Here is a 25020-nt window from a genome sequence, read left to right as displayed (position 1 = left end):
CCACGGCGTTTCCCCCGTTCTGAACCAGCCGCACAGCAATTCTGCGAAGCCCGGATCATCCCAACTCAAGTACAGAAAAATTCCCGTCTCGTCACGTCAGAAATCCGGACACAGGGCCGTCAGACGAATGCGAACCAGGCACTGTTCCATCGAGGGACGCACCGGCGGTCGAACCAATCCCCATGGCCAGCCCGCTCCCGCACGGCGTAGACGATGGCGTTTCGCAAAGCGGATAGCGGACAAGATCACTTCACCTAGGGTTTGCAGTCAGTCAATCGGCGGCCTCGCCCGTCCTGCAAGGGTGCGGTCTGCGCGTTGGCTGCTGTCAATTGATGAGTACTTGCGATCCTCGAGTGCCGCCGTGCCCTCTTTGGCGGGCTCGGGGATCGTTTTGCGGGGTCTATGCGTGTGCTTCGTTGTTGGAACGATCTGCAGACATCATTGGCGCTACAGCGGCCTTCGATCCTGCGATCTGGACCGATCGGCGAAGGCTTCGCCTTTCGGATAGCAGGAAGGTGTTTTTCGGGTATCAAAGACGAAGGTTTGCGCACGCGCCGCCACGATCACAAGATTGCAGGAGACCAGCCATGTCCGCTTTCCGTGCTTCAATCCCCTTTGCGGCCAGCCTTGTCCTTTGCCTTGCGTTCGCCCCGGTCAGCTTTGCCCAGTCCACCCAGACCGAGACCATATCGGCCGAGTCTGCGGCCGGGGGTACGATCCTGAAAGGCAGCCTGAAGGGTGAGGACACCGCATCCTACATGATCACGGGCGAGGTTGGGGAGACGCTCTCCGTTGATCTTCTGGCCTCGAACGCGAGCCTTTACTTCAACATCCTTCCCGAAGGCGCGCAGGAGGCGCTGTTTGTCGGATCCACCTCCGGCAATGTGGCGGACATTCCGCTGCCGGCGGCCGGCACCTACGTCGTTCAGGTCTACCTGATGCGCAACGCATCCCGGCGGGATGAAAGCGCGACCTATTCGCTTGGGATCGGCCTTGCCGGGGCGGACTTTGCCGATGGCCTGGCCGGGGGGCCGGATTGGTGGCAGGTGTCGGGGCTTACTGAGGGTGCGTTGAACATCCGGTCGGGTCCAGACACGCGCTATGGCGCGGTCGGCAAGGCCCAGAACGGCGAGGTGGCCCAGAACCGGGGATGCCGGATGACTGGGCAGACGCGCTGGTGCAGCGTCCGCGTCGACGGATCGGGCGTGCAGGGCTGGGTCGCGGGCCGCTACCTGATCGAAGCCGCCGCCCCCGCCATGGCCGAGATGCCGGAGGGCGGACCAAAGGGTAACGGCGTGCCCTTCGATGCAACGGGCGAGGTCAGCTGTGCCACGGCGGCGGGCGCGGCGATGGGCAGTTGCCTGTTCGGCGTAGTACGCGATGGTCCGGGCAATGCCGGGGTCTGGATTGCGCTGGGCGACGGCAACGAGCGCGCGATCCTGTTCGAGGGTGGGGTGCCCGTCTCGGCAGACGTGGCCGCGCCGCTCAGCTATACCAAGGACGGGGACGTGTTTACGATCAGCGTCGGCGACGAACGCTATCAGTTCCCCGAAGCGCTGGTGAACGGCGGCTAACCACCAGACGATGCCCAGCCCGAACCATGGGAAATTAGGGGCGATCGGCCGGGCATCAATCGGGGGCAGAGCGTCCACACAGGACAGCACGATCTGGAGCGATCGTTTAAGCGCATGGCCTACTTCAACAGCCGAAGCGCGCGGCGCAGTTCGGCGATGTGGTGCGGGACGCGGGGGGTGGTTGTCTCGGTCCCCTTGTCGAGCGCCCAGTAGTTGTTGTGCGAAAAGAACGACCGCCGGTGCCCTTCTGACACCTTGCCGTCCGTCATTGCCGGCAGCACGGCGATGTCGCGGATGCCGCTGACCACGCAGCCCTTCCCATCAAGGCCGAAGGCATCGCCCACCGGGCCGGAGATCAGGTCGCCGGTCAGGATGCCCTTCTCGTGAGAATACAGGTTGGTCCAGCGGGTAAAGCCGAAAAGCGCCGCGTGGTGCGGAGTGCGGCAATCCTCGAGCGCGCGGTCGCGGGCGGTGGAATAGGTGAAGTGCAGCAGTTTCGTTGTGCCGTCATACTCCAGCACCGGCGGACAGGTCGGCAGCAGGCGGTCACGCTGCCGTTCGCGCAGGTCGTCGTGGCTTTCGGCGATCAGAAACTCGGCATGGGCCAGAGGCGCGCCCAGCGTGATAAAATCAGACACGATCCATGGCGCGCCCTGTTCGCGGGCCTCGGCGAAGGCGCGCGCCTGCTGGTCCTGGTAGGCGTCGATGTCCAGTTTGCCACCGGCCAGCGCATCGCGGACCATTTGCTCCAGCCTGTGGCGTTCGGGCTGTGGGCCGTTGCCGCCGTGCGTGTTGTAGTAGCTGTAGAGCTGCGCGAGAATGTCGTAGGCTACGATGGTGCCCAGCGAATGGGCGACGACCACGATGCGGTCGTACTCCTTGGTGTCGATCAGCCGTGCCAGCAGGTCGACGCCTGCCTGCCGGATCGCGTGGCGCTTGGCCACGTTGGGGGGTAGCGCCTTGACGTAGCGCGCGACGTCGCCAAACCGCTTGATCAGAACTGCCGACACGAAGGCCGATGTCGCCATGCCCAGCAGCGCCGAAAGCCACGCCAGCCAGGGTTTGGGTGCCTCGGCCTTGGGCCAAAGGCCCCATGCCGTCAGGCCGACCACTGCCAGCGCAACGATCCATAGCACGACCCAGGCGTGAAACACGCGCTTCGGTACCCGCGTGCGCGGATCACGCAGCAGCAGGTCCTTGATCCAGGTCGAGACGTGTTCCCATGTCGTACCCTGCATCAGGTGCGCCCAGTAGTACTCGTAGAAATCGGTGTAGTTACCGGCCCTGTCGCGCTCGGTGGTAATGCGGCGCAGTTCCGTCGAGGAGTTGCGCGCGTCGGGCTTCGCCCAGGATACGTTGCGGTCGCGGGAGCCGCCTGTGTTCGGATCGGGCTTACCGGGATCGACGAGCGTATCGTCCGTCGTCCAGACCGACCGGACGAACGAGTTGAGCGTCGTCATGGGTACCTGTTCGCCCATGCCGTGCAAGATGACGATCGCCTGCTTCACGGACCGCACCGCCTTTTTCCGACGTCTGCACCGCAAGATAGCAAGGCGTCGTGATTTTACAAAGCGCGCCGTTTCCGGACCCCTCCCAACCCAAATATGCGGTCGCGGACGGTTGCCGATGAGCATTGATCGCAGCGCGTTTTCGACTTCGTCGACCATGGTACCGCCCAACACGGCGAGGATCAGCGTGCGTGCCCCACTTGGGACCGATCAAAGCCAAATTGATCAGTAATACGAACAGATTTTCGAGACGCGCGTTCCAAGGAGTTCGTCCGGCCGAGACTATCCGGACCACCGCTATTCGCTGCCTTCGCCCGTTGCGGCGAAGACACCGGTGCCGAGGGCGACCATCTCGCCCGGGACGCGAAGCAGAAACAGCGCACTGATCTCATTCGCCGTTGCGAAATCCGGTCCCTGCCGGTCGCCCAGCACCATGAGCGCCGTCGCCATCGCATCCGCCAGCATACAGGACTGCGACAGCACCGTGACCGAGGCCGGGGAAGCCACCAATGGCGCGCCGCGGCGCGGGTCCATCGTGTGCGACAGGCGCGTGATGCCCACCGTCACGAAGTGGCGGTAGTCACCTGAGGTGGCTACGGCCATGTCCTTGAGTTCCAGAATGGAGTGTTGGCTGGTGGTGCTGCCATCCGGCGTCTCGATCCCGATCACCCAAGGCCGCCCGTCGCGTTGCGGGCCTAGGGCCCGAACCTCGCCGTCGATGGTGCAAAGCGCGTGGTCGAAGCCTAACTCCCTCGCCGTTTCGGCAAGGCGGTCCACCCCATAGCCCTTGGCGATGCCGGACAGATCCAGCGCCAGCGCAGCCGATTTGCGGGCGCGTCCGTTGCCCCTATCCAGCTCCAGCGCCGCGCTGGCGGGAACGCGTGGCGCCGAACTTGCAGCGCGGATTGCGGGCAGGTCGATGGCATCCGGCCCGAAGCCCCAGGCGCGGACGGCGTCACCGATGTTCATTTCGAACGCCCCGTTGGTCTGGCGGGTTATGGCAAGCCCGGCCTCCAGCACGGTCAGAAGACGGTCCGGCAGGGGAACCCACCTGCCCAAAGGCGCCGCGTTCAGACGCATCAGGTCGCTCTCGGGTTTCCAGGTCGACATCTGGGCGTCGACTTCGTCCACTGCGGCCTGAAAGTGGGATTGCACGGTGGGATCGGATATCGGTGCGTCGATCAGCACTGACCAACGCGTGCCCATAGTCGCGCCGCCAAGCGTCTGCTTGAGATCAGTAGGTGTCTTCGGCATAGCGCCCCCCCGCCTTCAGTGCCGCAGGCGACAGTCCCAAGGGCAGCAGGATTTCGGTCATCGCGTCGCGCACGCCTTGCGCCATTTCGCGGCCGCCGCAGACCATGACCCGGGCACCGTCCACCATGAGTCGGCGGATCGCTTCGGCATCCTCGCGCAGCGCGTCCTGCACGTAGTGCCGCCGTCCAGTGCGGGAAAAGGCGGTGTGGAGGCCTGTCAGGCGGCTGTCGACCTGCCATGTGGCAAGGTCGTCAGCGTAAAGGTAATCCGCTTGCGGGTGGCGCGCGCCGAACCACAGGTGCATCGGTCGATGCCCTCGGTTGGCCCGCAGGAACCCTGCCAGCGGCCCGATCCCGGTGCCCGCGCCGATCAGGATCAGCGGCGCTGGCGACCGGTCCGGCTGGAACCCCGGGTTGGGCCGCAGGAACCCCTGCACCGCGTCCCCCGGTTGCAAGGTCAGCAGCTGCCCCGAGCAAAGCCCGCCCGGATGCTTGCGCACGACGATCTCGATGAACCCGTCCGCCTCGCCTGAGGCCAGCGAGTAAAGCCGCGCGACCGTATCGCCCTCTGGCACGATACCAAGCAGATCGCCCGCCCGGAACCGCCCGAAGCCACGCCCGGTCAGCCGGTGCCAAAGGTCCACCTTCGGCACAGCAAAACGCAGGATCGCCGTAGGGGCCTGAACGCTTTCGCCATAGTCCATGCGCGATACCAGACGCAGGGCCGTGCTTTGCGGTGGCAGGGGTTGGTGAGTGATGTCCAAGGCCAGGCCAATCCCCTCGCCAAAGGTGCGCGACCAGCGGGCAAAGGCTTGCGGCGATTGCCGGTCGATCCGGTCCAGCGGCAAGGGCATGGTCCAGCCTGCGGCCTTGGCGGTGGCTTCCAGCGCTTCCGCATAGGCGCAGAAGGCGGGAAAGCTGCGGTCTCCGAAGCCAAGCACGACAAGCGGCACTCCTGCCAGCGGGCCAGCCGTCGCCAGCCGCTCCAGCGCCCCCTTGGCCGAGGTCGGCGCATCGCCATCGCCCCAGGTCGCGGTCATGATGACAATACGCTTGGCGTGCTTGTAGGCCAGCGGCGCGAAGGTGGAGAGGGGTGCCAGATGCACGCCCTGACCATGGCCCTGCACCGCGCGGGCCAGGGCCGCGGCAAAGCCCCAGGTGCTGCCACCCTCGCTGCCGACAAGGATCACCGTCTCGGCCACCGGCGCCGCCACCATCCCCGCCAGACGCGGGCGGCTTTGGCGGTTGCGCCACCAGATCAGCCCCCCGGTCACCGACAGGACCGGCACCGTCAGCGCCGCAAGGCCAAGGATCAATCCCCAGAGGGCAGCACCATCACCCGTGTGAAGAAGATAGATCCACTCACCCAAGACGGTCCATGGCCCCGGTGATTGCCAGACCAGCATCTTCCCGGTGCCCTGATCGACAAAGCCAGTTCCGGCCCCCGTGCTTAGCGTGAAGACATCCTCCGCGTCTCCGGCATAGGGAAATGTAAGGTCGCGCAGGTCAGCCACAGGGGTTTCCTGCAGCGCGATCATCGCGGCGGGCGACATGCCCACCTCACCACTGACCGCCGAGGGCATGGCGGGGTTCGCCTCGTCCACCGGCAGCACGTCGAAAGTCGCCGCCGCCATCCACAACGCCGTCAGTGCGGAAAGGCCAAGCCCAACCACCGCCACCCGCGCCAGTTCTGCATGCCACCGCCCCGTCCATGGCCCCCTGATCGCCGCAAACCAGCGACCCCAGCCGCCCTGCCGCCGTGCCACAAGCAGCGCCCCGGACAGGGCCAGCACCAGCAGCGCCAACGCCCCCGCAGCCGTGGCGTAGCGCCCGGCGTCCCCCAGAAGCAGTGACCGGTGAAAATCGGTCAGCCACCGTTGCACCGCGCCCTTGTCGGCACTGGCAACGTCCAGCCCCGTAGCCGGGTCCACGACTGCAGCCCCCGCCACATCGGCATCAAACCAGTAAGCGGTGATCTTGCCGGAAGGCGACCGCCGGATCTGCTCCACCCCCGGGTGCGCCGCCAGCACCTTTGCCGCCAGATCGCCAACGGTCTGCCCGGTGACCGACGTTGGCGCAGACAGCCGCTCCGTCGCCGGGAACAGCGATAACACCGCCCCGCTGAGCGCAAGGGCGAGGATCAAGGTGGCGGCCAACAGGCCGGGCCAGCGGTGAACTTGGCGAAGCATGGGTGGGTCCGATCAGAAGCCGTAGGTGAAATCGGCGATGTAGCGGCGGCCCGGCGCGGGCACCCCGGCACCAGCGGCGGTCAGCGGCACGGCCACTTCATTCGGGCTGTCGCGCATGTCCTCTGCCGCGGCGTCGATGTGCAGGGTGTAGCCCGCATCAAAGAGGGCGTCCGCCAGATCCATGGTCAGCTCAAGGCTTCGCCCCGAGCCGACACTGGCCCCGGTGATCCCGTCCACCTGCGCGACGTCACCGCCGGTAAACTGCGCCCAGTCGGTCAGGTGTTTGTAGTATTTCGACTTTCCGCCAGCCATCCAGAGGCTGCCCGCATAGGCCCCCGAGGCATCGGTGACGTAGATCGCCAGGTAGGCCCCCGGCCCACCATATTGCGCCATGTTGACGGTCAGAGTGACGGGCCGTGCCAGCGCAAGGCCGGGGGCAACGAGGGCGGTGGACAGCGCAAGGGCTGCGATCAGGGATTTCATCTTGGATACTCCGGGATTGAAAGGATCAGTTCGACTTCACCACCGGCGCGGTGCCGTTGGTGAACAGGCCGTTCTGCGGCGGCGGGGCAGTGCCCGCCTTGGCAGCATTGCCGGTGCCCCTGGCTGCAGAATCGTCGTCGTCGTCCCCCTCATCGCAATCGTCGTCATCCTCCGCAGCGTCGCCCCCGGACAGCGACCAGAACCAGCCGCCTTCACCCTTGTCGTCGCCTTCCGCACCGTCATCGTCGATCAGCGTCAGGGCCGCATCCGGCGCGGGGCGGGATGCAAGGCTGGCATCGGGGAACAGGGACAGGCCCTGCCCGGCGGCAAAAGCTGCTGAACCCGCGCCAAGGGTCGTGCTCATCAGCAAAAGCGCAAAGGCAAGTTTCATCGGGTTTCTCCATGGGGTCAGAGTTTCGCGGCGCGCGTCTGCGCCCGGTGCCGGATCAATCGTCATGGCCATCCTCTTCCTGCTCATCTTCATCTTCGTGGACCTCCTCGAACTCCATCTCGATCACCGCCAATGTTGCCGGGTCGAGCTTGACCTCGATGGAGCGGCCTTCCGCATCGCGGCCGATCACCTCGTAACAGCCGTCATCGATCCGGATCCGCCGCAGATTCCAGCCGTTTTCGGCGGCCAACCGCATCACCGCCTCGCGCGGTTGCCAGTCGGTCATCGGCACGGCGCAATCATCGCCGGCAAAAGCCGGGGCGGTGATCAGCGCCAGGGTCAGCATCAGTCTTGTTGATATCCCGATCATCGACGACACTCCGCTTCGGTCCCTGCATACCTTGTGCCGCGCGAAGCTGACGTCAGCCTGAAGCCGGCCGGGTATCTGCTTCAGGTGGCCGTCAGGTTGACGCGCTATCGGGGGACCGAAGGAGACAGCCCAGATGCGTATCCTGCTGATCGAAGATGACCGCGTGATCGCTACCGCCCTGCGAGAGCAGGCGGAAGGCGAAGGTCATTCCGTCGATTGGGCTGCCCGGCTGGACGAGGCGTCGGAAGCCCTTGCGACAACCAGTTTCGACCTGATCCTGCTTGACCTCATGCTGCCCGACGGCAGGGGGCTGCCCTTCCTGCGCAGCTTGCGGGCCAAGGGGAGCCAGACCCCGGTCATCATCATGACGGCACTGGATCAGGTGTCCGACCGGATCGAAGGGCTGAACGCCGGGGCCGACGACTACCTTGTCAAACCCTTCGACCTTTCCGAGCTTTCAGCCCGCATCGGGGCTGTGGCACGGCGCTATTCGGGCAATCCCAACCCCTTGATCATACTGGGTGAGCTGTCCATCAACCTTGCCGACCGCCGGGTGACCAAGGCCACGCGCAACATCCCCCTTACCGCCCGCGAGTGGGTGCTGTTCGAAGCCTTCCTGCAGAAACCCGGACAACTTCTGTCCAAGCCGCAGCTGGAGGAACGGCTTTATTCCTTCGACGCCGAGGTCGAAAGCAACACGATCGAAGTGCACGTCAGCCACCTGCGCAAGAAGCTGGGGGCAATGGTCATCTTGACGGAACGCGGGCTTGGCTACCGGCTGGGTCCGGCATGACGCGCCCCTCGATCCGCCTGCGATCTGCTGGCGCCCTGTCGCTGATCGTCACGTTGATCTGGCTGGGCACGGCACTGGTGACGGCGCGGCTGCTGACCTCGGAACTGGATGAAGTCTTCGATTCCTCCCTGCAGGAAACCGGACAGCGCATCCTGCAACTGGCCGTGGTCGATGTGCTTGGGCGTGAGGAGGAAGGGGTGACCCAGCGCGTGATGGCGCTAGACGAGCACGAGGAATACTTCACCTACATCGTCCGTGACGACCGGGGCCGCATCCTTCTGACCTCACATCGCGCGGACCCTGCGCGGTTTCCCGCCTTCAGCGATACCGGGTTTCATCAGGCCGATGACCAGCGGTTCTACCATGAGTCCGCCGTCAGCGGCACAGTCGCACTGACCATCGCCGAACCCCTGTCCCACCGGCGCGAGGTGGCACGCGAGATGGCCCTTTCGCTGGCCCTGCCACTGGTCGTCATGATCCCCCTCAGCATCGCGGGGATCTTCTACGGTCTGGGCTATGGCCTGCGCCCGCTGGTGCAATTGCGCGCCCAACTGGCGCGGCGGGGGGCAAAGGACCTGTCGCCGCTGCCGACCGAGGACATGGCCACCGAACTGCGCCCGATCGCCGACACGCTGAACCAGCTTCTCGCCCGCCTCGACACCGCGTTTGCCGCCGAGCGCAGCTTTACCGCTAACGCCGCGCATGAACTCCGCACGCCGCTGGCGGGCGCGCTAGCCCAGGTGCAGCGCCTGCGTCAGACGGCAACCGACCCCGAAAGCGTGCGTCGTGCGGAAGAGGTCGAGGCGACGCTGAAACGCTTGACCCGACTGTCCGAACGCCTGATGCAACTTGCAAGGGCCGAGGGCGCACGGCTGTTGACCGACACCCCCCAAGACCTGCGTCCGATCCTGCGGATTGTCGCGGGCGACTTCGCCCAAGGCGCAGACGCCGGGCGTGTGACCCTTACGCTGCCAGATACGCCAATCGCCTCTGACATCGACCCTGACGCCGTCGCAATCCTCGCTCGCAACCTGATTGAAAACGCCCTGAGGCATGGGCAGGGACCCGTAGCGGTCACCCTAGACCCGCAAGGCATCCTCACGGTCGAAAACGATTGCCCGCCGATCCTGCCCGATGACCTTGCGGCCCTGTCCGGCCGCTTCGTACGCGGCAAGGATGCCGGTGACGGCAGCGGCCTTGGCCTTGCCATCGTCCACACCATTGCCGAACGGATTGGTTCGCCCCTGCGCCTCGCTTCCCCGCTTTCCGGCAAATCCACCGGCTTTTCCGCCAGCATCCTGCTGCGCGGCACCCCATATCAGGAACCTTCAAGATGACCCTCGCCTATACCTCGGCCCACAAGGAGCTCCACTACCTCGACCGCGCCGGCTGGTTGCGTGCGGCGGTCCTTGGTGCGAATGACGGGATCGTTTCCGTGTCCTCCCTCATCGTCGGTGTCGCCGCAGCCGATCCCAGCCCGACGGCCGTTCTTGTGGCTGGCGCGGCTGGCCTTGCCGCCGGGGCCATGTCGATGGCTGCGGGGGAGTATGTCTCGGTCAGTTCGCAGTCCGACGTCGAACACGCTGACATCGCCCGGGAACGGCAGGCGCTGATCGACACTCCCGAGGCGGAAGAGGCTGAGCTTGCATCGATTTACGAATCCCGGGGCCTCTCGCCCGCCACGGCGGCCCTTGTGGCGCGAGAACTGACGACGAAGGACGCCCTTGCCGCCCATACCCGCGATGAACTGGGCCTGTCTGAGGTTCACGCCGCCAACCCCTTGCAGGCGGCTTTCGCCTCGGGTGTCACCTTCACAATCGCTGCCGCAGTGCCCCTTGCCGCGGCGTTGCTGGCCCCAGCCACGCAGATCATCCCGGCTGTCGTCATCACGACACTGGTCAGCCTTGCGGCCCTCGGGGCCATCGGTGCCACAGCAGGCGGCGCCCCGAAACTGCCGGCCACGGCCCGAGTGTTATTCTGGGGGGCCGCCGCCATGGCGATCACTGCAGGCGTCGGCTGGATCTTCGGCGTGAGTGTCTGATCTTTACCGTTCCCGACGATTGCAAGCCTGGGAAATCCTGGGTCGGCCGTCGATCCGATGGTGGTGCGCCTCGTCTTGGACTCTGTGCACCTTGCGACTGTTCAGCGTTGCAGCCTCAAGAGGGCTTGCCCTACCGGCGTTCGGAAATGTTCCAGCCTCGGCCGGTTGTCCCAAAAAGCTCGTACCCGGCTTCCGTCACCGCCAGTGTGTCCTCAAGCTTGATGAAACCCCGCCTTGGGTGAAGCATCGTTGTCTCCACCGACAGAACCATACCCGCCTCCAAGGCGTGGGATGCGTCTGTGCCTTCATAGGCGACGGGGTGGTTTGTCATGAGAAACGGTGCTTCGTGCGTGATGACTCCCATTCCATGGGCGAAAAAGTCGGTGCAGGCCCGGTTCGGCTGCCGCGCGAGTTCTGCTTCGCCCGCAGCAATCAGGTCGCCCCCAAGGGCGCCGGCGCGGATCTTTGCGAAGGCGGCCTGCTGGACCGTCTCCACCTCGGCCAGAAGGTCGATCAGCTCGGCGTCGGGTTCGCCCAGAACGCCCATCCGGCAGATGTCGCCGATATAGCCTTTGAGGTTGCCGCCAGAATCGATCGACAGCACCTCGCCACTGTTCCAGGTCTGGGACGATGCTGCCCGGTTGTGCGACGCCCCCAGCGTCAGCAGGCAGTATTCGAACTGCAAACCGCGCTCGGTTTCTTCACGGCGGAGCCGGTCGATGATCTGGAACTTGCTGTCGCCTTCACCTGAGGCACGGATCGTTGCCTGCATGGCGCCGGTTATCGCCTCGGACGCCTGCTTGAGCAGCGCGCGTTCGGCATCGGTCTTTACTGCGCGCAGACGCTCCAGCAGGCCGGTTGCGTCAATCAGCGGCGCGTTCGGGAAGGCTGCTTCCAGCACTTTGGCGCTGTTCATCGGCAGGAACGAAGGCTCTACCCCGATGCGGGGCGAGGCGGGGCCGTGGTCCCTGACATGGCGGACAGCTTCGGACATGCTGTCGACCGAGCCCCATGACATCGGCAGGAAATGCGGCGTCCAGAACGGGTGGTTGGCATGTTCGCCGCCTTCCATCTTGTTGGCGACATAGGCGGTCTTGTCCGGCGCGCCCTTCACATAGGCGATGACCGGCAAGTAGCGGCTGTGGCCGATGGCATCCATGGCCGAGAAGAAGATGAAGCGGTAGCCGCCCAGAAGGTATTGGGTATTGTGTTTCGAGGTGACGAGAAGAACGTCGATCCCGGCCTTTTCCATCAGGTCGTCCAGCTTGGCAAAGCTATAGGGCAGGGCGGCGAGTGCGGCTTGGTCCATCGGTCAGGCCTTTCTGGGGATCAGGCGGAAGTCCGGCAGCGTGCGCAGGAATTCTTCTGGGCCCGTGGGGGAATAGACAACGAAAATCTTCATGTCGGCAGCGCCGGTGTTCAACGTCGAATGGAAACGGCTTTCCGGAATGAAGACGCAGGTGCCTGGTTCGACCTGCTCGGTGTGGGGGGTGCCTGCCTCATCTTCCACCATCTGCTCGCCGGTGCCTTCAAGGATGTAGATGATTTCTTCCGCGCCGGGGTGGTTGTGGCGGGTGTGGCCCTTGCCCGGTGGCACGGTGACGACGGCGGCAGAGAACTTCTGCGCGCCGTTGACCTTGGGGCCAAGCACGACCGACAGGTGGCCCCAGTCGAAGCCGAAGGCGTCGACGTCGGTAGGTTTGCGGAACAGGGTCTTGACGTCGGTCATGGTGTCAGCCTTTCGCAGGGATGGATTTGAACGCGCGGATCTGGTCGGCGATGGCGCGCTCGGCCGGCAGGCGTTCGGCGCTGGATGCGCCGTAAAACCCGTGCATCCGGTCGGCGTGGGCCAGCACATAAGCGGCATCTTCCGGCATCGAGATCGGGCCGCCGTGGCACAAAAGGATGATATCCTGGCGGACGGACCGGGCCGCCGCCGCGATGGCGTCAATTTCCGTCACGCATTGGTCCAGCGTCTTGGCCGAGGTGGCACCAATGCTGCCGCCGGTCGTGACACCCATGTGGGCCACGATGATGTCGGCCCCGGCCTTGGCCATGGCGATGGCCTCGTCAGGGTTGAAGACGTAGGGCGTGGTCAGCAGATCCTGCCGGTGGGCTTCGGCGATCATGTCGACTTCCAGACCGAAGCCCATGCCGGTTTCTTCGAAACTTTGCCGCATCTGGCCATCGAACAGGCCGATGGTAGGGAAGTTCTGCACGCCGGAAAAGCCCATGGCTTTAAGCTCGCCCAGAAACTGCGGCATCAGCATGAACGGGTCGGTGCCGTTGACCCCGGCAAGGACGGGGGTGTGCTTGACGACGGGCAGCACTTCGAGCGCCATTTCCTTGACGATCTCATTGGCATTGCCATAGGCCAACAGCCCCGCCGCTGACCCACGGCCCGCCATGCGGTAGCGGCCGGAGTTGTAGATGATGATGAGGTCAATTCCGCCCGCCTCCTCGGCCTTGGCGGAAAGGCCGGTGCCCGCGCCGCCGCCGATGATCGGCTGACCTGCGGCGATCATCTTGTGGAACCGGTCAAGGATGGTCTGGCGGGGTATGGCGGGCATCAGGGCCTCATGAGGGAAAGGAAGGTGTCGGCGGCGGCGCGGGCAAAGGCCGGGTCGTTGATGTGATGCGGCAGGAAGATCAGCCGCGCGGGGTCGGTGATCGTGTCCTTGAGCGCTTGGAAAAGGGCGGCGTCAGCCTTCGGGTCCCAGAACGGGCCGCCGTCGATATCCAGCGCCGAGATGCCCTTTTCGGGGACCAGCAGGCGGATGGGGCCCGGGCAGGCGTTCAGCTTGGCCCCGATCCAGCGGCCCATAGCGGCATTCTCGTCCGGCGTGGTGCGCATCAGGGTGACGTTGGGATTGTGGTGATAGAACATCCGGTCATGATAACGGTCGGGCACGGTCGCCGGGGCCCAGAAGTTCACCATGTCCAGCGCGCCAACCGACCCCACCCAAGGCGCGCCGGTGCGGGCGACCACGTCCAGCCGGTCGGGCAGGGCAGGGAGGACGCCGCCGAAAAGGAGGTCGGCAATCTCGGTCGTGGTGATGTCGATCAGGCCTGAAAGGAGGCGCTGGTCCAGCAACCGCTCCATCGCGCGGCCGCCGGTGCCGGTGGCGTGGAAGACGAGGCAATCGTAGCGGTCGCGCAGGTGGTCGGTGATCGCCGTGACGCAAGGCGTGGTGACGCCGAACATGGTCAGACCGATGGCGGGCAGGTCGGTCGCGGTGGCTGGCGGTGGCGCAGAGACGGCCCCAATCAGCGCATGGGCGGCATTGGACAGGATCACCCGGCTCAGTCGGTTCAACCCGGCGATGTCGGTGACCGAAGGGACCATGACGATATCGGAGGTGCCGACGTAAGGCGCGGTGTCACCCGACGCGAGGGTGGAGACCATCAGCTTTGGCACGCCATAGGGCAGCTCACGCATCCCCGCGCAGGCGATGGAGGTGCCACCGCCACCGCCCACGGCGATGATGCCAGAGATACGTTCGACATTGGCGCGGCACCATGCGGCGAAGGCTGTGCCCATAGCGGCAACGGCGGCCCCACGGTCGGTGGTACTGATCTCGATGCCTTCAGGGTGGCAGGCGGCAACCTCTGCGGCTTGCTCATCGGGTGCAATTGTCGGCGCACGGCTGCCCAGATCGACAATTACCGCCGGATGGCCGGCCGCGACGACAAGGTCACGCAGCCAGGCGACCTCTTCCCCTTTGGTGTCGCAGGTCCCTGCGATGTGGATCGCCTTCACCGGATCATTCCCCCCACCAAGTGGCATCAAGCCGCCTAGGAATCCCCCTTGATCGAAGGTGAGACTGTAGTACCATATTGGCATGCTAGTCCCATTTCAAGCGTCCGTTCCCGACAACCTCGACGCGCCGCCAAAGGGTGCCGCAGCCCGAACGCGGGCGTTGATGGTGATGACCGCCAGCGCGATGATGCGGCGCGGGCTGTCCCCTTCGGTCAGCGAAGTGGCCGAAGCGGCGGGCGTCTCCCGGTCTACGGCCTATCGTTACTTCCCGACGCTGGCCGACATGCTGCGCGCCGTCGTGTCCGAAGCGCTGGGGCCGATCCTTGACTGGGATGACCCGGCGACCGAGGGCGCGGCGCGGCTTGCCTCGCTTTACGGCGAGACCTTCGCGCGGTTGGCCGAGCACGAGGCGACGTTTCGCGCTGCGCTGCGCCAGTCGCTGGAGCCAAGCCTGGAGGCGCCCGGGGACAAGTCGCTGGGCCGGGGTCACCGCAAGGCGCTGCTGGCACGGGCGGTCAGCGATAGCGGTCTAAATCGCGAGCAGTCGGAACGGCTGGTGAATGCTTTGTCGCTGACCTTCGGGATCGAGGCGATGATCGTGTTGAAGGACATCTGCGGGCTGGATGACGACGGGGCGAGCGAGGTGGCGATCTGGGCAGCGCAAGCCATGCTGCTGGCCGCGCGGCGTGAGGCCGAGGTGGAACAAGGTTAGACGCTCTGGTCCGGCCAGAATCAGATAGGATTCTGGGCTGGCGGGGTGGCGTGTGCCCTGCAGCCGAAGTTGATTTGATCCGTTTTGTTCGGATTTTCTAATAATAACAGGGCGATAGGGAGTCGAAGAACGCCCGCGCCTCCAGGTCCTATTCACGGGAATGCATGATTGACACAGGGGCGCATCTGGTATTACCAATTTTGAAGAGTGGAGGAGGCTACCGGTAGCGACATGGGTCCGGGGTGATGTGCACCCCGGGGTCGGGCTGCCTAACAATGATAGCGGGAGGAACTCACATGCATAGATCGTTCTACAAGCTGCTGGCGGGGGCTGCGGCAATCGCGCTGTCCGCACCGGCGGCGTCATCGCAAGAGCTTACCATTTTCTGGGCCGAATGGGACCCGGCAAACTATCTGCAAGAGCTGGTGAATGAATACGAGGCTGAAACCGGCGTCGTGGTCACGGTCGAAACGACCCCCTGGCAGGACTTCCAGACCAAGGCATTCACCGAGTTCAACGCCAAGGGCAGCGCCTATGACATGATCGTCGGCGACAGCCAGTGGCTGGGGTCCGCCTCCGAGGCCGGTCACTACGTCGATCTGACCGAGTTCTTCGCGACGCACAATCTGACGACTGTGATGGCCCCGGCGACCGTCAAGTATTACGCCGAATATCCCGGCAACTCGGGCAAGTACTGGGCCGTTCCGGCTGAGGGCGACGCGGTCGGCTGGTCCTATCGCAAGGACTGGTTCGAAGACCCGGCAGAAATGGCGGCCTTCAAGGAAAAGTATGGCTATGACCTTGCCGTGCCGCAGGACTGGGCGCAGCTGATCGACATCGCCGAGTTCTTCCATCGTCCGGACGAAAACCGCTACGGCATCGCCATCTACACCGACAACTCGTATGACGGCCTTGTCATGGGGGTCGAGAACGCGCTGTTCTCCTACGGTGGCAACCTTGGCGATTACGAGACCTATCAGGTTGACGGCATCCTGAATTCGGAAGCGTCGATTGCCGGGCTTGAGGCCTATCGCAAGCTGTACGGTTTCACCCCACCCGGCTGGTCCAAGACGTTCTTTGTGGAAAACAACCAGGCGATCACCGAGGGCCTTGCGGCCATGTCGATGAACTACTTCGCCTTCTTCCCCGCGCTGGTGAACCCGGCGACGAACCCGAACGCGGATGTGACCGGCTTCTTCGCCAACCCGAAAGGCCCGAATGGCGACCAGTTCGCAGCCCTTGGCGGGCAGGGCATTTCCATCGTCTCCTATTCGGAAAACCAGGAAGAATCGTTCAAGTTCCTTGAGTGGTTCATCAAGGAAGAGACGCAGAAGCGCTGGGCCGAACTGGGGGGCTACACTGCCCATGCAGCGACGCTGGAAAGCGAAGAGTTCCGCAACGCCACGCCCTACAACGAGGCCTTCTATCAGACCATGTTCATGGTGAAGGACTTCTGGGCGGTGCCGGAATACGCCGAGCTTCTGACCGCAGCGAACGAACGGATCTACCCCTACATCGTGGGCGGCGAAGGCACGGCGAAAGAGGTGCTTGATGCGCTGACCGCCGACTGGGAAGAGACGTTCCGCAAGTACGGCCGCATCCAGTAAACCGCAACTCTACGGCGATGGGCGCCCTTGAACCGGCGCCCATCATTTTTCTCAAGATGCAGGATGACCTACCGTGGCAGACGTGATGACCCGGCTGGACCCAGACACGCGCGCTGCTGCGCGCGGCCTGTCCGACCTCTCGATCCGTAACTTGTTCATCATTCCCACGATCGCGTTTCTGATCATCTTCAACGTCTTTCCGCTGATCTATTCCCTGGCGACCGCGTTCACCGATTATCGTGCGTCGACATCAGCGGAATCGAACTGGGTCGGGTTGGCCAACTTTCGTGAGCTTCTGAGCGATCCGAACATCTGGCGGAACTTCACGATCACCGCGAAATACGTCATCATCTCGGTCACCGGTCAGGTGTTTGTCGGCTTTGGGCTGGCGATGCTGCTGAACCGGCCGATCCCCCTGAAGGGGCTGATCACCACGCTGCTCTTGCTGCCGATGATGATGTCACCCGCTGTGGTCGGCCTGTTCTGGAAGCTGCTCTATGACCCGTCGTTCGGGATCATCAACTACTTCCTTGGCCTTGGGAAATTCGAATGGCTCGCCGACCCGCAGATGGCGCTTTACGCGGTGGCGATTGTCGACATCTGGATGTGGTCGCCCTTTGTGATGCTGCTGTCCTTGGCCGGCCTCTCGGCGGTGCCGAAGCATCTTTACGAGGCCGCCGAGATTGACCGCGCCGGACCGTTCTACACTTTCTTCCGGATCACCCTGCCGCTGGTGGCGCCGATCCTGATGATCGCGATCATTTTCCGCACGATGGAAGCGTTCAAGACCTTCGACCACGCCTATATCCTGTCGACCCAGCCCACGACCGAACTGATCGCGATCCGGCTTTACAAGATGGCGTTCCTGGAATGGCAGACCGGCATGTCTTCGGCCTTTGCCTACATCGTGCTGATCGTCGTGGTGGCGATCACCAACATCTACGTGAAATACCTGAACAAGGCGAAGGCGCGCTGATATGGCCGAGGTCAAGACAAAAGGCGAAGTGATCTTCAACCGCGCCGCCGTGATTGCCGTGCTGATTGCGTTGGTCATCATGCTCACGCCGATCTTCTGGATCGCGGCGACGGCGTTCAAGCCGCGTAATCTGGCGACAACCGCTCCTCCGACGGTGTTCTTTGAACCCACGCTGTCGCCCTTCGCAAAGCTCTTCACCAAGCGCAGCCAGCTGCGTGAGCCGGTGGAGGAGGCAACCTACGAAGCCGCGCCCTGGTGGGAAAAGCTGGTCTTCGACGGCGGCGAACAGGTGGTGCGCAACAAGAAGACCGGTGAGGCCACGTCGTCGGGCTATGGCAACCGCTACCTGAACTCCTTGATCGTCTCGATCATCTCGACCTTCCTTGCGGTGTCGATGGGAACGATCACGGCCTACGGGTTTTCAAGGTTCAGGGTGCCGGGGGAGCAGGACTGGCTATTCTTCATCCTTAGTACAAGGATGTTGCCGCCCATCGTGGTCGCGATCCCGATGTTCCTGATGTACCGGGCAGTCGGGCTATATGACACGCATATCGGCCTGATCATCCTTTACACCGCCTTCAACCTGTCCTTCGCGGTCTGGATCATGAAGGGCTTCATCGACGAGATCCCGCGCGAGTATGAAGAGGCGGCGCTGGTTGACGGCTACACGCGGCTGCAGGCGTTTCGCAAGATCGTGCTGCCTGAGGCGCTGACCGGCATCGCCGCCACGGCTGTCTTCTGCTTCATCACCGCCTGGAACGAATACGCCTTCGCGCTGATGATGACCTCGCGCAATGCGCAGACCGCACCGCCCTACATTCCGTCGCAGGTCGGGTCGGGCCTTTCGGACTGGACGGTCATCGCCTCGGGCGCGTTCCTGTTCCTTGTGCCGGTGGCGATCTTCACTTTCCTTCTGCGCAACCACCTTCTGCGCGGCATGAGCTTCGGAGCAATCCGCAAATGACCTTTCGCCAGATGAACGCCAAATACTACGAGCCCGCCGCGCAGTGGACGATGATCTTCGGGGTGATCTTCCTGTGCCAGCCCTGGGTCGAAATCCTGCATCGCTACGGGCTGACGATCATCATTATCGGGCTGGTGGCCTTCCTGATCACCTCGCATGTCCCGCCCGAACCCGAGGCGGAAGAAGAAGAAGAGGAAGAACTCGTCTGATGGCACGGATCGAACTAAGGAACATCCAGAAGTTTTTCGGCGCCGTTCAGGTGCTGCAGGATGTCAATCTGACCATCGAGGATGGGGAATTCGTCGTCATGCTGGGCCAATCGGGCTGCGGCAAGACCACGACGCTGCGGGCGATCGCCGGGCTGGAGACTGTATCCTCAGGCACCATCTCCATCGACGGGAAAGAGGTGCAGGACCTGCGCGCCGCAGACCGGGACATTGCCTTCGTGTTCCAGTCCTTCTCGCTCTACCCGCACATGACGGTGCAGGAAAACATCGCCTTCCCGCTGCGCGCCGTCGGGATGAGCCAGTCAGACCGCGACGCCGCCGTGACCGAGGTTGCCAAGGTGCTGGGGATAGAACGGTTCCTGCATCGCAAACCATCGGCCCTGTCGGGCGGTGACATGCAGCGGGTGGCCATTGGCCGGGCGCTGGTGCGGCGGCCGAAGGCGCTGTTGATGGACGAGCCCATCGGCGCGCTGGACGCCAAGCTGCGCGAACAGATGCGGGCGGAAATCAAACGGCTGCACATCGCGCGGAACTCTACGTCTGTGTACGTCACACATGACCAGATCGAGGCGATGTCGCTGGCCGACCGGATCGTGGTGATGCATGCGGGGCTTCTGCAGCAGGTCGGCGCACCGGAAGAGGTTTACAACCGCCCGGCCAACCTGTTCGTGGCGCAATTCGTGGGCTCGCCCGTGATGAACGTGTCAGACGTCGCGGTTGAAGGTGGGGCAGGGGCGGCGGTGCTGTCCTTCGGTCAGGGCGCGGGGCTTCCCGTGGCTGGCGGCCATGTCGGCCACCTGCCGGGACAACGTCCCGTGAAGCTGGGCATCCGGCCTGAAGCCGTCCTTCTGCGCCATGCGCCGGAGCCGGGGTTTGTCGAAACGGCGACCACAAACATAGAACCCCTCGGCTCGCACGAGATCGTCGATGTTCGGCTGGGCGATGCCACGCTGCGCGCGCGGGTGGAGCCTGGTTTTGTCGGCGACGGACAAAAGGTCTGGGTCGGGATCGACCCGGAACGTGCGCATTTCTTCGACGGGGAATCCGGTATGGCGCTGCGGAGGACTGCCTGATGGCGCGGATCGAACTTAAGGGGATCAACAAATCCTACGGCGCGTCACGCGCCCTGCGCGATCTGGACCTTGTCGTCGAGGATGGGGAATTCTTCGTGCTGCTGGGCCGGACGGGTGCTGGCAAGACCACGACGCTGCGGATGATCGCCGGGCTGGAAAAGCCGGACAGCGGGTCGGTGACCATTGGCGGCAAGGATGTCAGCGACTGGACCGCAGCTGAACGCGACGTGGCGCTGGTCCTGCAGCAATATTCGCTTTACCCGCGCCTGACCGTCCGGGGAAACCTGGAGTTTCCGCTGCGCGCACCGGGGCGAAAATTCTCGGATGCCGAAATTGCCGCGCGGGTCGAAAAGGCCGCGACAACGCTGCAGATCACCCATCTTCTTGACCGCAAGGTCGAACGCCTGTCGGGCGGCGAGATGCAGCGCGTGTCGATCGGCCGCGCCATCGTGCGCCAGCCCTCGGTCTTCCTGATGGACGAGCCTTTGTCAGCGCTGGACGCCAAACTTCGGGAAAGCCTGCGGGTCGAATTGAAGAAGTTGCACAGTAACCTTGGGGCAACCTTTCTGTTCGTTACCCATGACCAGGTCGAAGCGATGTCGATGGGCGACAAGATCGGCGTCCTGCGGCAAGGGCAACTGGTGCAGGTCGGCACGCCGGCCGACATCTATGAACGACCGCTGAACACCTTCGTGGCCAGGTCGGTGGGGTCGCCGCCGATGAACCTGATCAAGGGGCGCCTGTCGGGGGGATGGCTGACTTCGGGTCCTGCCAATTGCCGGTAGCCGCGAACGCAATCGGCAGCGGCACAGTAACCTTCGGCGTCAGGCCAGAGAACGTCGTGCTGGCCCCCGGCGCGCCAGGTGAAGCGCGGATCTTTGACATCGAGGATCAGGGCGTGGTCAAGATTCTGGTCATGGACATGGGCGAAACGCGTCTGCATGTGACCGTGCCCGCGGGCACCCATGTGCAGCGCGACGAACAGGTCCGTTTTGGCTGGAAACCTGACCGGGTGGTGACCTTTGACATCGAAACCGGGGCTAATTTGGCGTTGCTCTGAAAATGGGGCCGGACACTGCTGCCCGGCCCCCAGCGGTCCAGCCTGCGGGAGCGTCAGGCCGGAAACCTGCTGTGGTAAAGTGGCACGGCTTCAGGATTAACCAGGTTTACCGGTAAGGCCCCACTCAGAACGCGCCGCACTTCGGCCACCACGCCCTGTCCCATGCGCAGCATGCTTTCTTCGGTGATCCCCGCCATGTGCGGTGTCAGGATCACGTTGGACAGGCCCATGAGCGGGTGGTCTTTGGCAAGCGGTTGGGTGTCGAAAACATCCAGCGCAGCACCGGCAAGCTGGCCCGAGGTCAAGGCTGCGAGGAGTGCAGGCTCAACCACCAGCGGGCCACGGGCGACATTGATCAGGATCGCCCCAGGCTTCATCTGGGCCAAAGCCGCTGCGTCAATGATCCCCCGCGTCTGGGCCGTCAGGGGCGCGCAAAGAGCAAGGACATCGGACTGTTCCAGCAACGTGTCGAACCCCACGGCCAGCACACCTTCGGCGGTCGCACCGCTGCGGGTATGGGCGATGACCTGCATCCCGAACCCGTGGCGGGCGATGCGGGCCAGTAACTTGCCGATGTTGCCAAGCCCCAGAATGCCCAGCGTGCGGCCCGACAGTTCCCGGCCATGATCGGCATGGGCGCGGGCAACCGACCACCCGGCATGGCGCAGATCGTGGTCAACCTGCGTATGACGCCGCAGCAGGGCCATCGCAGTCCAGATCACATGTTCGGCCACGGTCACCGCATTCGCACCCGGGACATTGGCGACCAGCACCCCTGCCGCCGTCGCCTCATCAACGTCGATCATGTCCAGCCCGGCCCCATGGCGGACAAGTGCGCGAAGACCACGTTCACGCGGCGCGATCCCTTGCGGAATCGGCGCACGGACCACGATGATCTCTGCGCCCACCGACTCGGCAACAATCGCCTCGGCCGTGGGGGCCGAAGCGACCTGAAACGCGCCCAAGGCCTTCAGGTCCGCCGTGACCTCGGGATGCAGCGGGTGGGTCGAAAAGATCATGGGACGGCTCAGCCCTCTGCCGCGGGTTCCAGAAGCTCGGTCCAGTAGCTCATCGCGCCGCGCAGATGCGACACCATCAAGGCCGATGACAAAGCGGAATCTCGGCGCAGCAGGGCATCGAAGATCTGCAGATGCTCATCATGTGACCGCTGGTTCCGCTCGGGGCTGCGGAAATAGACCTTCAGCCGGTTGTGGCTGAGGGCGTAGAACGACGTGCAGATGTTCAGAAAAATCGTGTTCTGCGTCGCGCGGACGATTTCCAGATGAAACTCCTGATCCAGCTGGTCCAGACCTTCGCCGGCCTTCAGGCGTTGCTCTGACCGCGCAAGCACATCGCGCAGGCGGTCGAAGTTTTCCTCGGTTGCGCGGGATGCGGCCAGTTCGGCGGCCTTGATCTCGTGGATCTTGCGCACCTCCACGGCTTCGAAGATCTGCCGGTTCTCCAAGGGCAAGCCGAACCGGGCAAAGAATGACATCGCCTCGATCCCGCCGCTGCCGCCGTTGACATAGATGCCAGACTTCGCCCGGCGTTCGATGACCTGCATCGCCTCCAGAATAGCCAGCGCCTCACGCACTTGGCCCCGGCTGACCGAGAAATGTTCGGCAAGGTCGCGCTCTGACGGGGCCTTCCCGTCGTTCTTCCGGGCCACATCCATAAGATAGGAGGCGAGGGTCGGAAGGAACTCTTCCTGTTGCATGCTTTGCTCCGGCTGCATCAACTTCTGGCGTAGCGCGCGATAACTTCGGTGTCCATGTCGAGACCGAGGCCGGGGCCATCGGGTACGGCGATCGTGCCGTCCTGCACGACAACGGGCGCAAGCGACAGGTCATGGATCATCGGATTGGCGCCCAAAGAGAACTCGACGATGTAACCCGCAGGTGCCGCAGCCAGCACATGCAGCCCGGCAAAGAAGCAGGGCGCCCCGGCCCAAAGGTGCGGGGCAAGCCGCAGGTTGAAGGATGAGGCAAGGGCCGCAATCCGCATCGCCTCGGTGATCCCGCCGCAGAAGGCCGGGTCGGGCTGCAGGATATCGACCGCACGCCCCGCCACCAGCGCTGCAAAGTCGAACCTGGTGCATTCGGATTCGCCAAGCGCGACAGGGATCATGGTCGAAGCACGGAATTCAGCCAGACCGGCCCGGTCGTCGGCACTGACTGGCTCTTCGAACCAGGCAAGATCGCAATCGGCAACCAAGGCTGCAAACCGCTTCGCCTCGGCGACGGTATAGGTGCCATGCGCGTCGACCATCAGCTCTACATCCGGCCCCAGCGCCTTGCGCGCCGCCCGCACCCGTGTGGCTGACACATGCGGCCGGTCGTCCATCGACCCGACGCGCATCTTCACCGCCCGAAAGCCGCCCGAGTCGATATAGGACTGCAACTGCGCCCCGATCCCCGCCGCATCTGCCCAGCCGCCCGAAGCATAGGCCGGCAGCCGGTCCGCCGTCTTGCCGCCAAGCAGCGCCCAGATCGGCTGATCCAGTGCCTTGCCGCGAATGTCCCACAGCGCGATGTCGATGGCGCTGATCGCGGCAATGGTTAGCCCGCGCCGGGCAAGTTCGGGGAGGGGATGCCCGCGTGCGGCCGAAGCCTTGGCCCGGCTGCCGTTATAAAGATCCTCCCAGATCGCCGTGATCTGGCTGGCATCGCGGCCGATCAGGGTTGGCCCGAATTCGTGGTTCAGCAGATGAACCAGCGCTGCATAGTTGCCCGCACTTCCGGCGGCATTCTTGCCTTCGCCCCAGCCGACGATGCCATCTTCCGTCTCGATCCGCAGGATGGCAGCATCAAAGGTGCGCAGGCGGCCGAAGTCGCTGACATGCTGGCGCGCCTCCTCGATCGGGATCTGCACCCACCAGGCCTGAACCGATTTGATCCGCATTCCGAGAGATTCCCTTCGTTGCGGGGCGGCCCTCTGTGGGCCGCCCGCGCCGGTTCACTTGATCAGCGGCAGGATCGTTTCAGCGGTGATCCGCATCTGGTCGGCATAGAACTTCTCGGTCAGCAGGCTAGAGCCGTGGTCCTGAATGAACTTCAACTGCTCGGGCGAGATGTCGACCGGGTTTTTCTCCACCATATCCGGGTAGGGCGCGGCAGGGGTGCGGTCGACCGGGGCCACGAATTCGTTGGTCAGCGCGCCGTCATAGCCGATCTCGCGCAGCGTGCCGATGATCTTGGCCCAGTCGAGGTGGCCAAGACCGGCTGCAAACCGGTTGTTGTCCGCGATGTGAAAGTCGAACAGCCGCTTGCCCGCTAGGCGGATCGCGTCGTGGATGTTCGATTCCTCCATGTTCAGGTGATAGGCGTCCAGACAGACACCACATTCCGGGCTGACGGCATCGGCCAGCGCCAGCGCCTGGGCACAGCGGTTGAAAAGATAGGTCTCGAACCGGTTCAAAGGCTCGATGGCCACCCGCACGCCGACCTTCTGCGCATGGGCAAAGCACTCGCGCGTCGCATCGACCACCCATTTCCACTCCTCCTCCGGGGTGGCATCGGGCGTCACTTTGCCCACGGTGGCGGGAACCAGCGTGATGATCTCGCCTTCCAGTTCTGACACCATGGTCAGCACGGATTTGACATAGTCCACCGACCGCGCGCGCTGGCCTTCATCCTTGGCGGCAAGGTTGCGCTCGCCCAGGGTAAGCGTCACCGCCCCCCAGCAGCGCATGCCGTTGTCCTTCAGAAGCTTCAGCGTGTCCTTCGTGTTGTATTGCGAAGGCTCGCCCGAAATCTCGATGGATTCGTAGCCATATTGCTTGATCCGCCGGACGGTGGTTTCAAGCGGCTCGGCCCGCATCCAGTTGTGCGTCGAAAGATGCATATTCCCTCCCTTGAAGGCGGTTGCACGGCATGACGTTCCGTGGTGCCTTCGCCTTCACTCTGGTTAGACCAGATTGTGCCGGATTGGCAAGACGGTCAAGCGTCCCTTCTAAGGGGGACCGTCACAAAGCCCAAAATAGTGCCGAAAGCTGGTGGAACGGCGCCTGACGGTGAGACGCACAGAAGAGTCTGGCGCG

26 protein-coding genes are annotated in these 25020 nt (G+C 64.0%); 12 read left to right on the top strand and 14 right to left on the bottom strand.

Annotation, left to right across the window (positions count from 1 at the left end; translation table 11 throughout):
- Positions 1-587 precede the first annotated feature (587 nt).
- Positions 588-1574: an SH3 domain-containing protein gene (locus EI545_RS04645; protein WP_164517211.1), complete on the top strand. Its 987-nt coding sequence runs from the start codon at positions 588-590 to the stop codon at positions 1572-1574.
- A gap of 119 nt (positions 1575-1693) precedes the next feature.
- Here EI545_RS04645 and EI545_RS04640 read toward each other — a convergent pair whose 3' ends face one another.
- The 6 genes from EI545_RS04640 to EI545_RS04615 all read right to left on the bottom strand — a co-directional run bounded on the left by EI545_RS04640 (position 1694) and on the right by EI545_RS04615 (position 7768).
- Positions 1694-3082, bottom strand: coding sequence for an ATP synthase subunit I (locus tag EI545_RS04640; protein WP_125324388.1), 1389 nt, complete (start codon positions 3080-3082; stop codon positions 1694-1696).
- Between the two features lie 297 nt (positions 3083-3379).
- Complete coding sequence (locus tag EI545_RS04635) at positions 3380-4336, bottom strand: FAD:protein FMN transferase (protein WP_125324387.1); 957 nt, start codon at positions 4334-4336, stop codon at positions 3380-3382.
- Entirely contained in the window at positions 4317-6524 is a 2208-nt protein-coding gene (locus EI545_RS04630; protein WP_125324386.1) for a PepSY domain-containing protein, read from the bottom strand. Before EI545_RS04630 ends, EI545_RS04635 begins: the two co-directional genes overlap by 20 nt.
- A 12-nt stretch (positions 6525-6536) precedes the next feature.
- Positions 6537-7007, bottom strand: a complete 471-nt coding sequence (locus tag EI545_RS04625) for a DUF2271 domain-containing protein (RefSeq protein ID WP_125324385.1) — start codon at positions 7005-7007, stop codon at positions 6537-6539.
- 25 nt (positions 7008-7032) lie between these two features.
- Positions 7033-7398, bottom strand: a complete 366-nt coding sequence (locus tag EI545_RS04620; protein ID WP_164517210.1) for a hypothetical protein — start codon at positions 7396-7398, stop codon at positions 7033-7035.
- 55 nt (positions 7399-7453) lie between these two features.
- Positions 7454-7768 (bottom strand): PepSY domain-containing protein, encoded by a 315-nt coding sequence (locus EI545_RS04615; RefSeq protein ID WP_125324383.1) that lies wholly within the window; start codon positions 7766-7768, stop codon positions 7454-7456.
- Positions 7769-7901: 133 nt separating this feature from the next.
- Here EI545_RS04615 and EI545_RS04610 point away from each other — a divergent pair, with 133 nt between their 5' ends.
- The 3 genes from EI545_RS04610 to EI545_RS04600 are packed head-to-tail and all read left to right on the top strand — an operon-like array spanning position 7902 to position 10602.
- Positions 7902-8561 (top strand): response regulator transcription factor, encoded by a 660-nt coding sequence (locus tag EI545_RS04610; protein WP_125324382.1) that lies wholly within the window; start codon positions 7902-7904, stop codon positions 8559-8561.
- Positions 8558-9898: an ATP-binding protein gene (locus EI545_RS04605; RefSeq protein ID WP_125324381.1), complete on the top strand. Its 1341-nt coding sequence runs from the start codon at positions 8558-8560 to the stop codon at positions 9896-9898. The genes EI545_RS04610 and EI545_RS04605 overlap by 4 nt, the downstream gene beginning before the upstream one ends.
- Positions 9895-10602 carry a VIT1/CCC1 transporter family protein gene (locus EI545_RS04600; protein ID WP_125324380.1) on the top strand — a complete coding sequence of 236 codons (708 nt, stop codon included), beginning with the start codon at positions 9895-9897 and terminating at the stop codon, positions 10600-10602. The genes EI545_RS04605 and EI545_RS04600 overlap by 4 nt, the downstream gene beginning before the upstream one ends.
- A gap of 130 nt (positions 10603-10732) precedes the next feature.
- Here the strand turns inward: EI545_RS04600 and EI545_RS04595 are convergent, their stop codons facing one another.
- From EI545_RS04595 to EI545_RS04580, 4 genes are read right to left on the bottom strand one after another with little or no spacing between them, the layout of a single operon-like run.
- The gene (locus EI545_RS04595) at positions 10733-11911 is read right to left on the bottom strand and encodes a M24 family metallopeptidase (RefSeq protein ID WP_125324379.1); all 1179 of its coding nucleotides are present in this window, start codon (positions 11909-11911) and stop codon (positions 10733-10735) included.
- A 3-nt stretch (positions 11912-11914) separates the two neighbouring features.
- A complete protein-coding gene (locus tag EI545_RS04590; protein WP_125324378.1) occupies positions 11915-12331 on the bottom strand; it encodes a cupin domain-containing protein in 417 nt (138 codons plus the stop codon).
- Between the two features lie 4 nt (positions 12332-12335).
- The gene (locus tag EI545_RS04585) at positions 12336-13172 is read right to left on the bottom strand and encodes a phosphoenolpyruvate hydrolase family protein (protein ID WP_125324377.1); all 837 of its coding nucleotides are present in this window, start codon (positions 13170-13172) and stop codon (positions 12336-12338) included.
- The gene (locus tag EI545_RS04580; protein ID WP_245990290.1) at positions 13172-14389 is read right to left on the bottom strand and encodes a Tm-1-like ATP-binding domain-containing protein; all 1218 of its coding nucleotides are present in this window, start codon (positions 14387-14389) and stop codon (positions 13172-13174) included. Before EI545_RS04580 ends, EI545_RS04585 begins: the two co-directional genes overlap by 1 nt.
- Before the next feature lie 55 nt (positions 14390-14444).
- Between EI545_RS04580 and EI545_RS04575 the strand changes: the two genes are divergently transcribed.
- The 8 genes from EI545_RS04575 to EI545_RS21530 all read left to right on the top strand — a co-directional run bounded on the left by EI545_RS04575 (position 14445) and on the right by EI545_RS21530 (position 20981).
- Positions 14445-15074, top strand: a complete 630-nt coding sequence (locus tag EI545_RS04575; RefSeq protein WP_125324376.1) for a TetR/AcrR family transcriptional regulator — start codon at positions 14445-14447, stop codon at positions 15072-15074.
- 296 nt (positions 15075-15370) lie between these two features.
- On the top strand, positions 15371-16681 hold the full coding sequence (locus EI545_RS04570; RefSeq protein ID WP_125324375.1) for an ABC transporter substrate-binding protein: 1311 nt from the start codon (positions 15371-15373) through the stop codon (positions 16679-16681).
- A gap of 73 nt (positions 16682-16754) precedes the next feature.
- Positions 16755-17657, top strand: coding sequence for a carbohydrate ABC transporter permease (locus EI545_RS04565; protein ID WP_216842491.1), 903 nt, complete (start codon positions 16755-16757; stop codon positions 17655-17657).
- A 1-nt stretch (position 17658) separates the two neighbouring features.
- Positions 17659-18621 (top strand): carbohydrate ABC transporter permease, encoded by a 963-nt coding sequence (locus EI545_RS04560; protein ID WP_125324374.1) that lies wholly within the window; start codon positions 17659-17661, stop codon positions 18619-18621.
- A complete protein-coding gene (locus tag EI545_RS04555) occupies positions 18618-18830 on the top strand; it encodes a hypothetical protein (protein WP_125324373.1) in 213 nt (70 codons plus the stop codon). The genes EI545_RS04560 and EI545_RS04555 overlap by 4 nt, the downstream gene beginning before the upstream one ends.
- Positions 18830-19921 (top strand): ABC transporter ATP-binding protein, encoded by a 1092-nt coding sequence (locus EI545_RS04550; protein WP_125324372.1) that lies wholly within the window; start codon positions 18830-18832, stop codon positions 19919-19921. Before EI545_RS04555 ends, EI545_RS04550 begins: the two co-directional genes overlap by 1 nt.
- Positions 19921-20706: an ABC transporter ATP-binding protein gene (locus tag EI545_RS04545; RefSeq protein ID WP_216842490.1), complete on the top strand. Its 786-nt coding sequence runs from the start codon at positions 19921-19923 to the stop codon at positions 20704-20706. Before EI545_RS04550 ends, EI545_RS04545 begins: the two co-directional genes overlap by 1 nt.
- The gene (locus EI545_RS21530; protein ID WP_216842489.1) at positions 20673-20981 is read left to right on the top strand and encodes a TOBE domain-containing protein; all 309 of its coding nucleotides are present in this window, start codon (positions 20673-20675) and stop codon (positions 20979-20981) included. Before EI545_RS04545 ends, EI545_RS21530 begins: the two co-directional genes overlap by 34 nt.
- 53 nt (positions 20982-21034) lie before the next feature.
- Here the strand turns inward: EI545_RS21530 and EI545_RS04540 are convergent, their stop codons facing one another.
- From EI545_RS04540 to EI545_RS04525, 4 genes are read right to left on the bottom strand one after another with little or no spacing between them, the layout of a single operon-like run.
- Positions 21035-22000: an NAD(P)-dependent oxidoreductase gene (locus tag EI545_RS04540; protein ID WP_125324371.1), complete on the bottom strand. Its 966-nt coding sequence runs from the start codon at positions 21998-22000 to the stop codon at positions 21035-21037.
- An 8-nt stretch (positions 22001-22008) separates the two neighbouring features.
- Entirely contained in the window at positions 22009-22698 is a 690-nt protein-coding gene (locus tag EI545_RS04535; RefSeq protein WP_125324370.1) for a FadR/GntR family transcriptional regulator, read from the bottom strand.
- Between the two features lie 17 nt (positions 22699-22715).
- Positions 22716-23882 carry a mandelate racemase/muconate lactonizing enzyme family protein gene (locus EI545_RS04530; RefSeq protein WP_125324369.1) on the bottom strand — a complete coding sequence of 389 codons (1167 nt, stop codon included), beginning with the start codon at positions 23880-23882 and terminating at the stop codon, positions 22716-22718.
- A gap of 54 nt (positions 23883-23936) precedes the next feature.
- The gene (locus tag EI545_RS04525; protein WP_125324368.1) at positions 23937-24824 is read right to left on the bottom strand and encodes a sugar phosphate isomerase/epimerase family protein; all 888 of its coding nucleotides are present in this window, start codon (positions 24822-24824) and stop codon (positions 23937-23939) included.
- Positions 24825-25020: the final 196 nt, after the last annotated feature.

The organism is Tabrizicola piscis (assembly GCF_003940805.1).
In the GTDB taxonomy this organism is placed as follows: Bacteria; Pseudomonadota; Alphaproteobacteria; order Rhodobacterales; family Rhodobacteraceae; genus Tabrizicola; species Tabrizicola piscis.
This window is presented reverse-complemented; position numbering and strand designations above follow the sequence as displayed.

Coding starts and splice junctions, on each gene's coding strand:
- EI545_RS04570 (WP_125324375.1), top strand. CDS start 15,371: ATGCATAGATCGTTCTACAAGCTGCTGGCGGGGGCTGCGGCAATCGCG.
- EI545_RS21530 (WP_216842489.1), top strand. CDS start 20,673: ATGGCTGACTTCGGGTCCTGCCAATTGCCGGTAGCCGCGAACGCAATC.
- EI545_RS04595 (WP_125324379.1), bottom strand. CDS start 11,911: ATGGACCAAGCCGCACTCGCCGCCCTGCCCTATAGCTTTGCCAAGCTG.
- EI545_RS04525 (WP_125324368.1), bottom strand. CDS start 24,824: ATGCATCTTTCGACGCACAACTGGATGCGGGCCGAGCCGCTTGAAACC.
- EI545_RS04590 (WP_125324378.1), bottom strand. CDS start 12,331: ATGACCGACGTCAAGACCCTGTTCCGCAAACCTACCGACGTCGACGCC.
- EI545_RS04575 (WP_125324376.1), top strand. CDS start 14,445: ATGCTAGTCCCATTTCAAGCGTCCGTTCCCGACAACCTCGACGCGCCG.
- EI545_RS04610 (WP_125324382.1), top strand. CDS start 7,902: ATGCGTATCCTGCTGATCGAAGATGACCGCGTGATCGCTACCGCCCTG.
- EI545_RS04625 (WP_125324385.1), bottom strand. CDS start 7,007: ATGAAATCCCTGATCGCAGCCCTTGCGCTGTCCACCGCCCTCGTTGCC.
- EI545_RS04605 (WP_125324381.1), top strand. CDS start 8,558: ATGACGCGCCCCTCGATCCGCCTGCGATCTGCTGGCGCCCTGTCGCTG.
- EI545_RS04535 (WP_125324370.1), bottom strand. CDS start 22,698: ATGCAACAGGAAGAGTTCCTTCCGACCCTCGCCTCCTATCTTATGGAT.
- EI545_RS04540 (WP_125324371.1), bottom strand. CDS start 22,000: ATGATCTTTTCGACCCACCCGCTGCATCCCGAGGTCACGGCGGACCTG.
- EI545_RS04585 (WP_125324377.1), bottom strand. CDS start 13,172: ATGCCCGCCATACCCCGCCAGACCATCCTTGACCGGTTCCACAAGATG.
- EI545_RS04620 (WP_164517210.1), bottom strand. CDS start 7,398: ATGAAACTTGCCTTTGCGCTTTTGCTGATGAGCACGACCCTTGGCGCG.
- EI545_RS04530 (WP_125324369.1), bottom strand. CDS start 23,882: ATGCGGATCAAATCGGTTCAGGCCTGGTGGGTGCAGATCCCGATCGAG.
- EI545_RS04645 (WP_164517211.1), top strand. CDS start 588: ATGTCCGCTTTCCGTGCTTCAATCCCCTTTGCGGCCAGCCTTGTCCTT.
- EI545_RS04630 (WP_125324386.1), bottom strand. CDS start 6,524: ATGCTTCGCCAAGTTCACCGCTGGCCCGGCCTGTTGGCCGCCACCTTG.
- EI545_RS04560 (WP_125324374.1), top strand. CDS start 17,659: ATGGCCGAGGTCAAGACAAAAGGCGAAGTGATCTTCAACCGCGCCGCC.
- EI545_RS04635 (WP_125324387.1), bottom strand. CDS start 4,336: ATGCCGAAGACACCTACTGATCTCAAGCAGACGCTTGGCGGCGCGACT.
- EI545_RS04555 (WP_125324373.1), top strand. CDS start 18,618: ATGACCTTTCGCCAGATGAACGCCAAATACTACGAGCCCGCCGCGCAG.
- EI545_RS04550 (WP_125324372.1), top strand. CDS start 18,830: ATGGCACGGATCGAACTAAGGAACATCCAGAAGTTTTTCGGCGCCGTT.
- EI545_RS04545 (WP_216842490.1), top strand. CDS start 19,921: ATGGCGCGGATCGAACTTAAGGGGATCAACAAATCCTACGGCGCGTCA.
- EI545_RS04580 (WP_245990290.1), bottom strand. CDS start 14,389: ATGCCACTTGGTGGGGGGAATGATCCGGTGAAGGCGATCCACATCGCA.
- EI545_RS04615 (WP_125324383.1), bottom strand. CDS start 7,768: ATGATCGGGATATCAACAAGACTGATGCTGACCCTGGCGCTGATCACC.
- EI545_RS04600 (WP_125324380.1), top strand. CDS start 9,895: ATGACCCTCGCCTATACCTCGGCCCACAAGGAGCTCCACTACCTCGAC.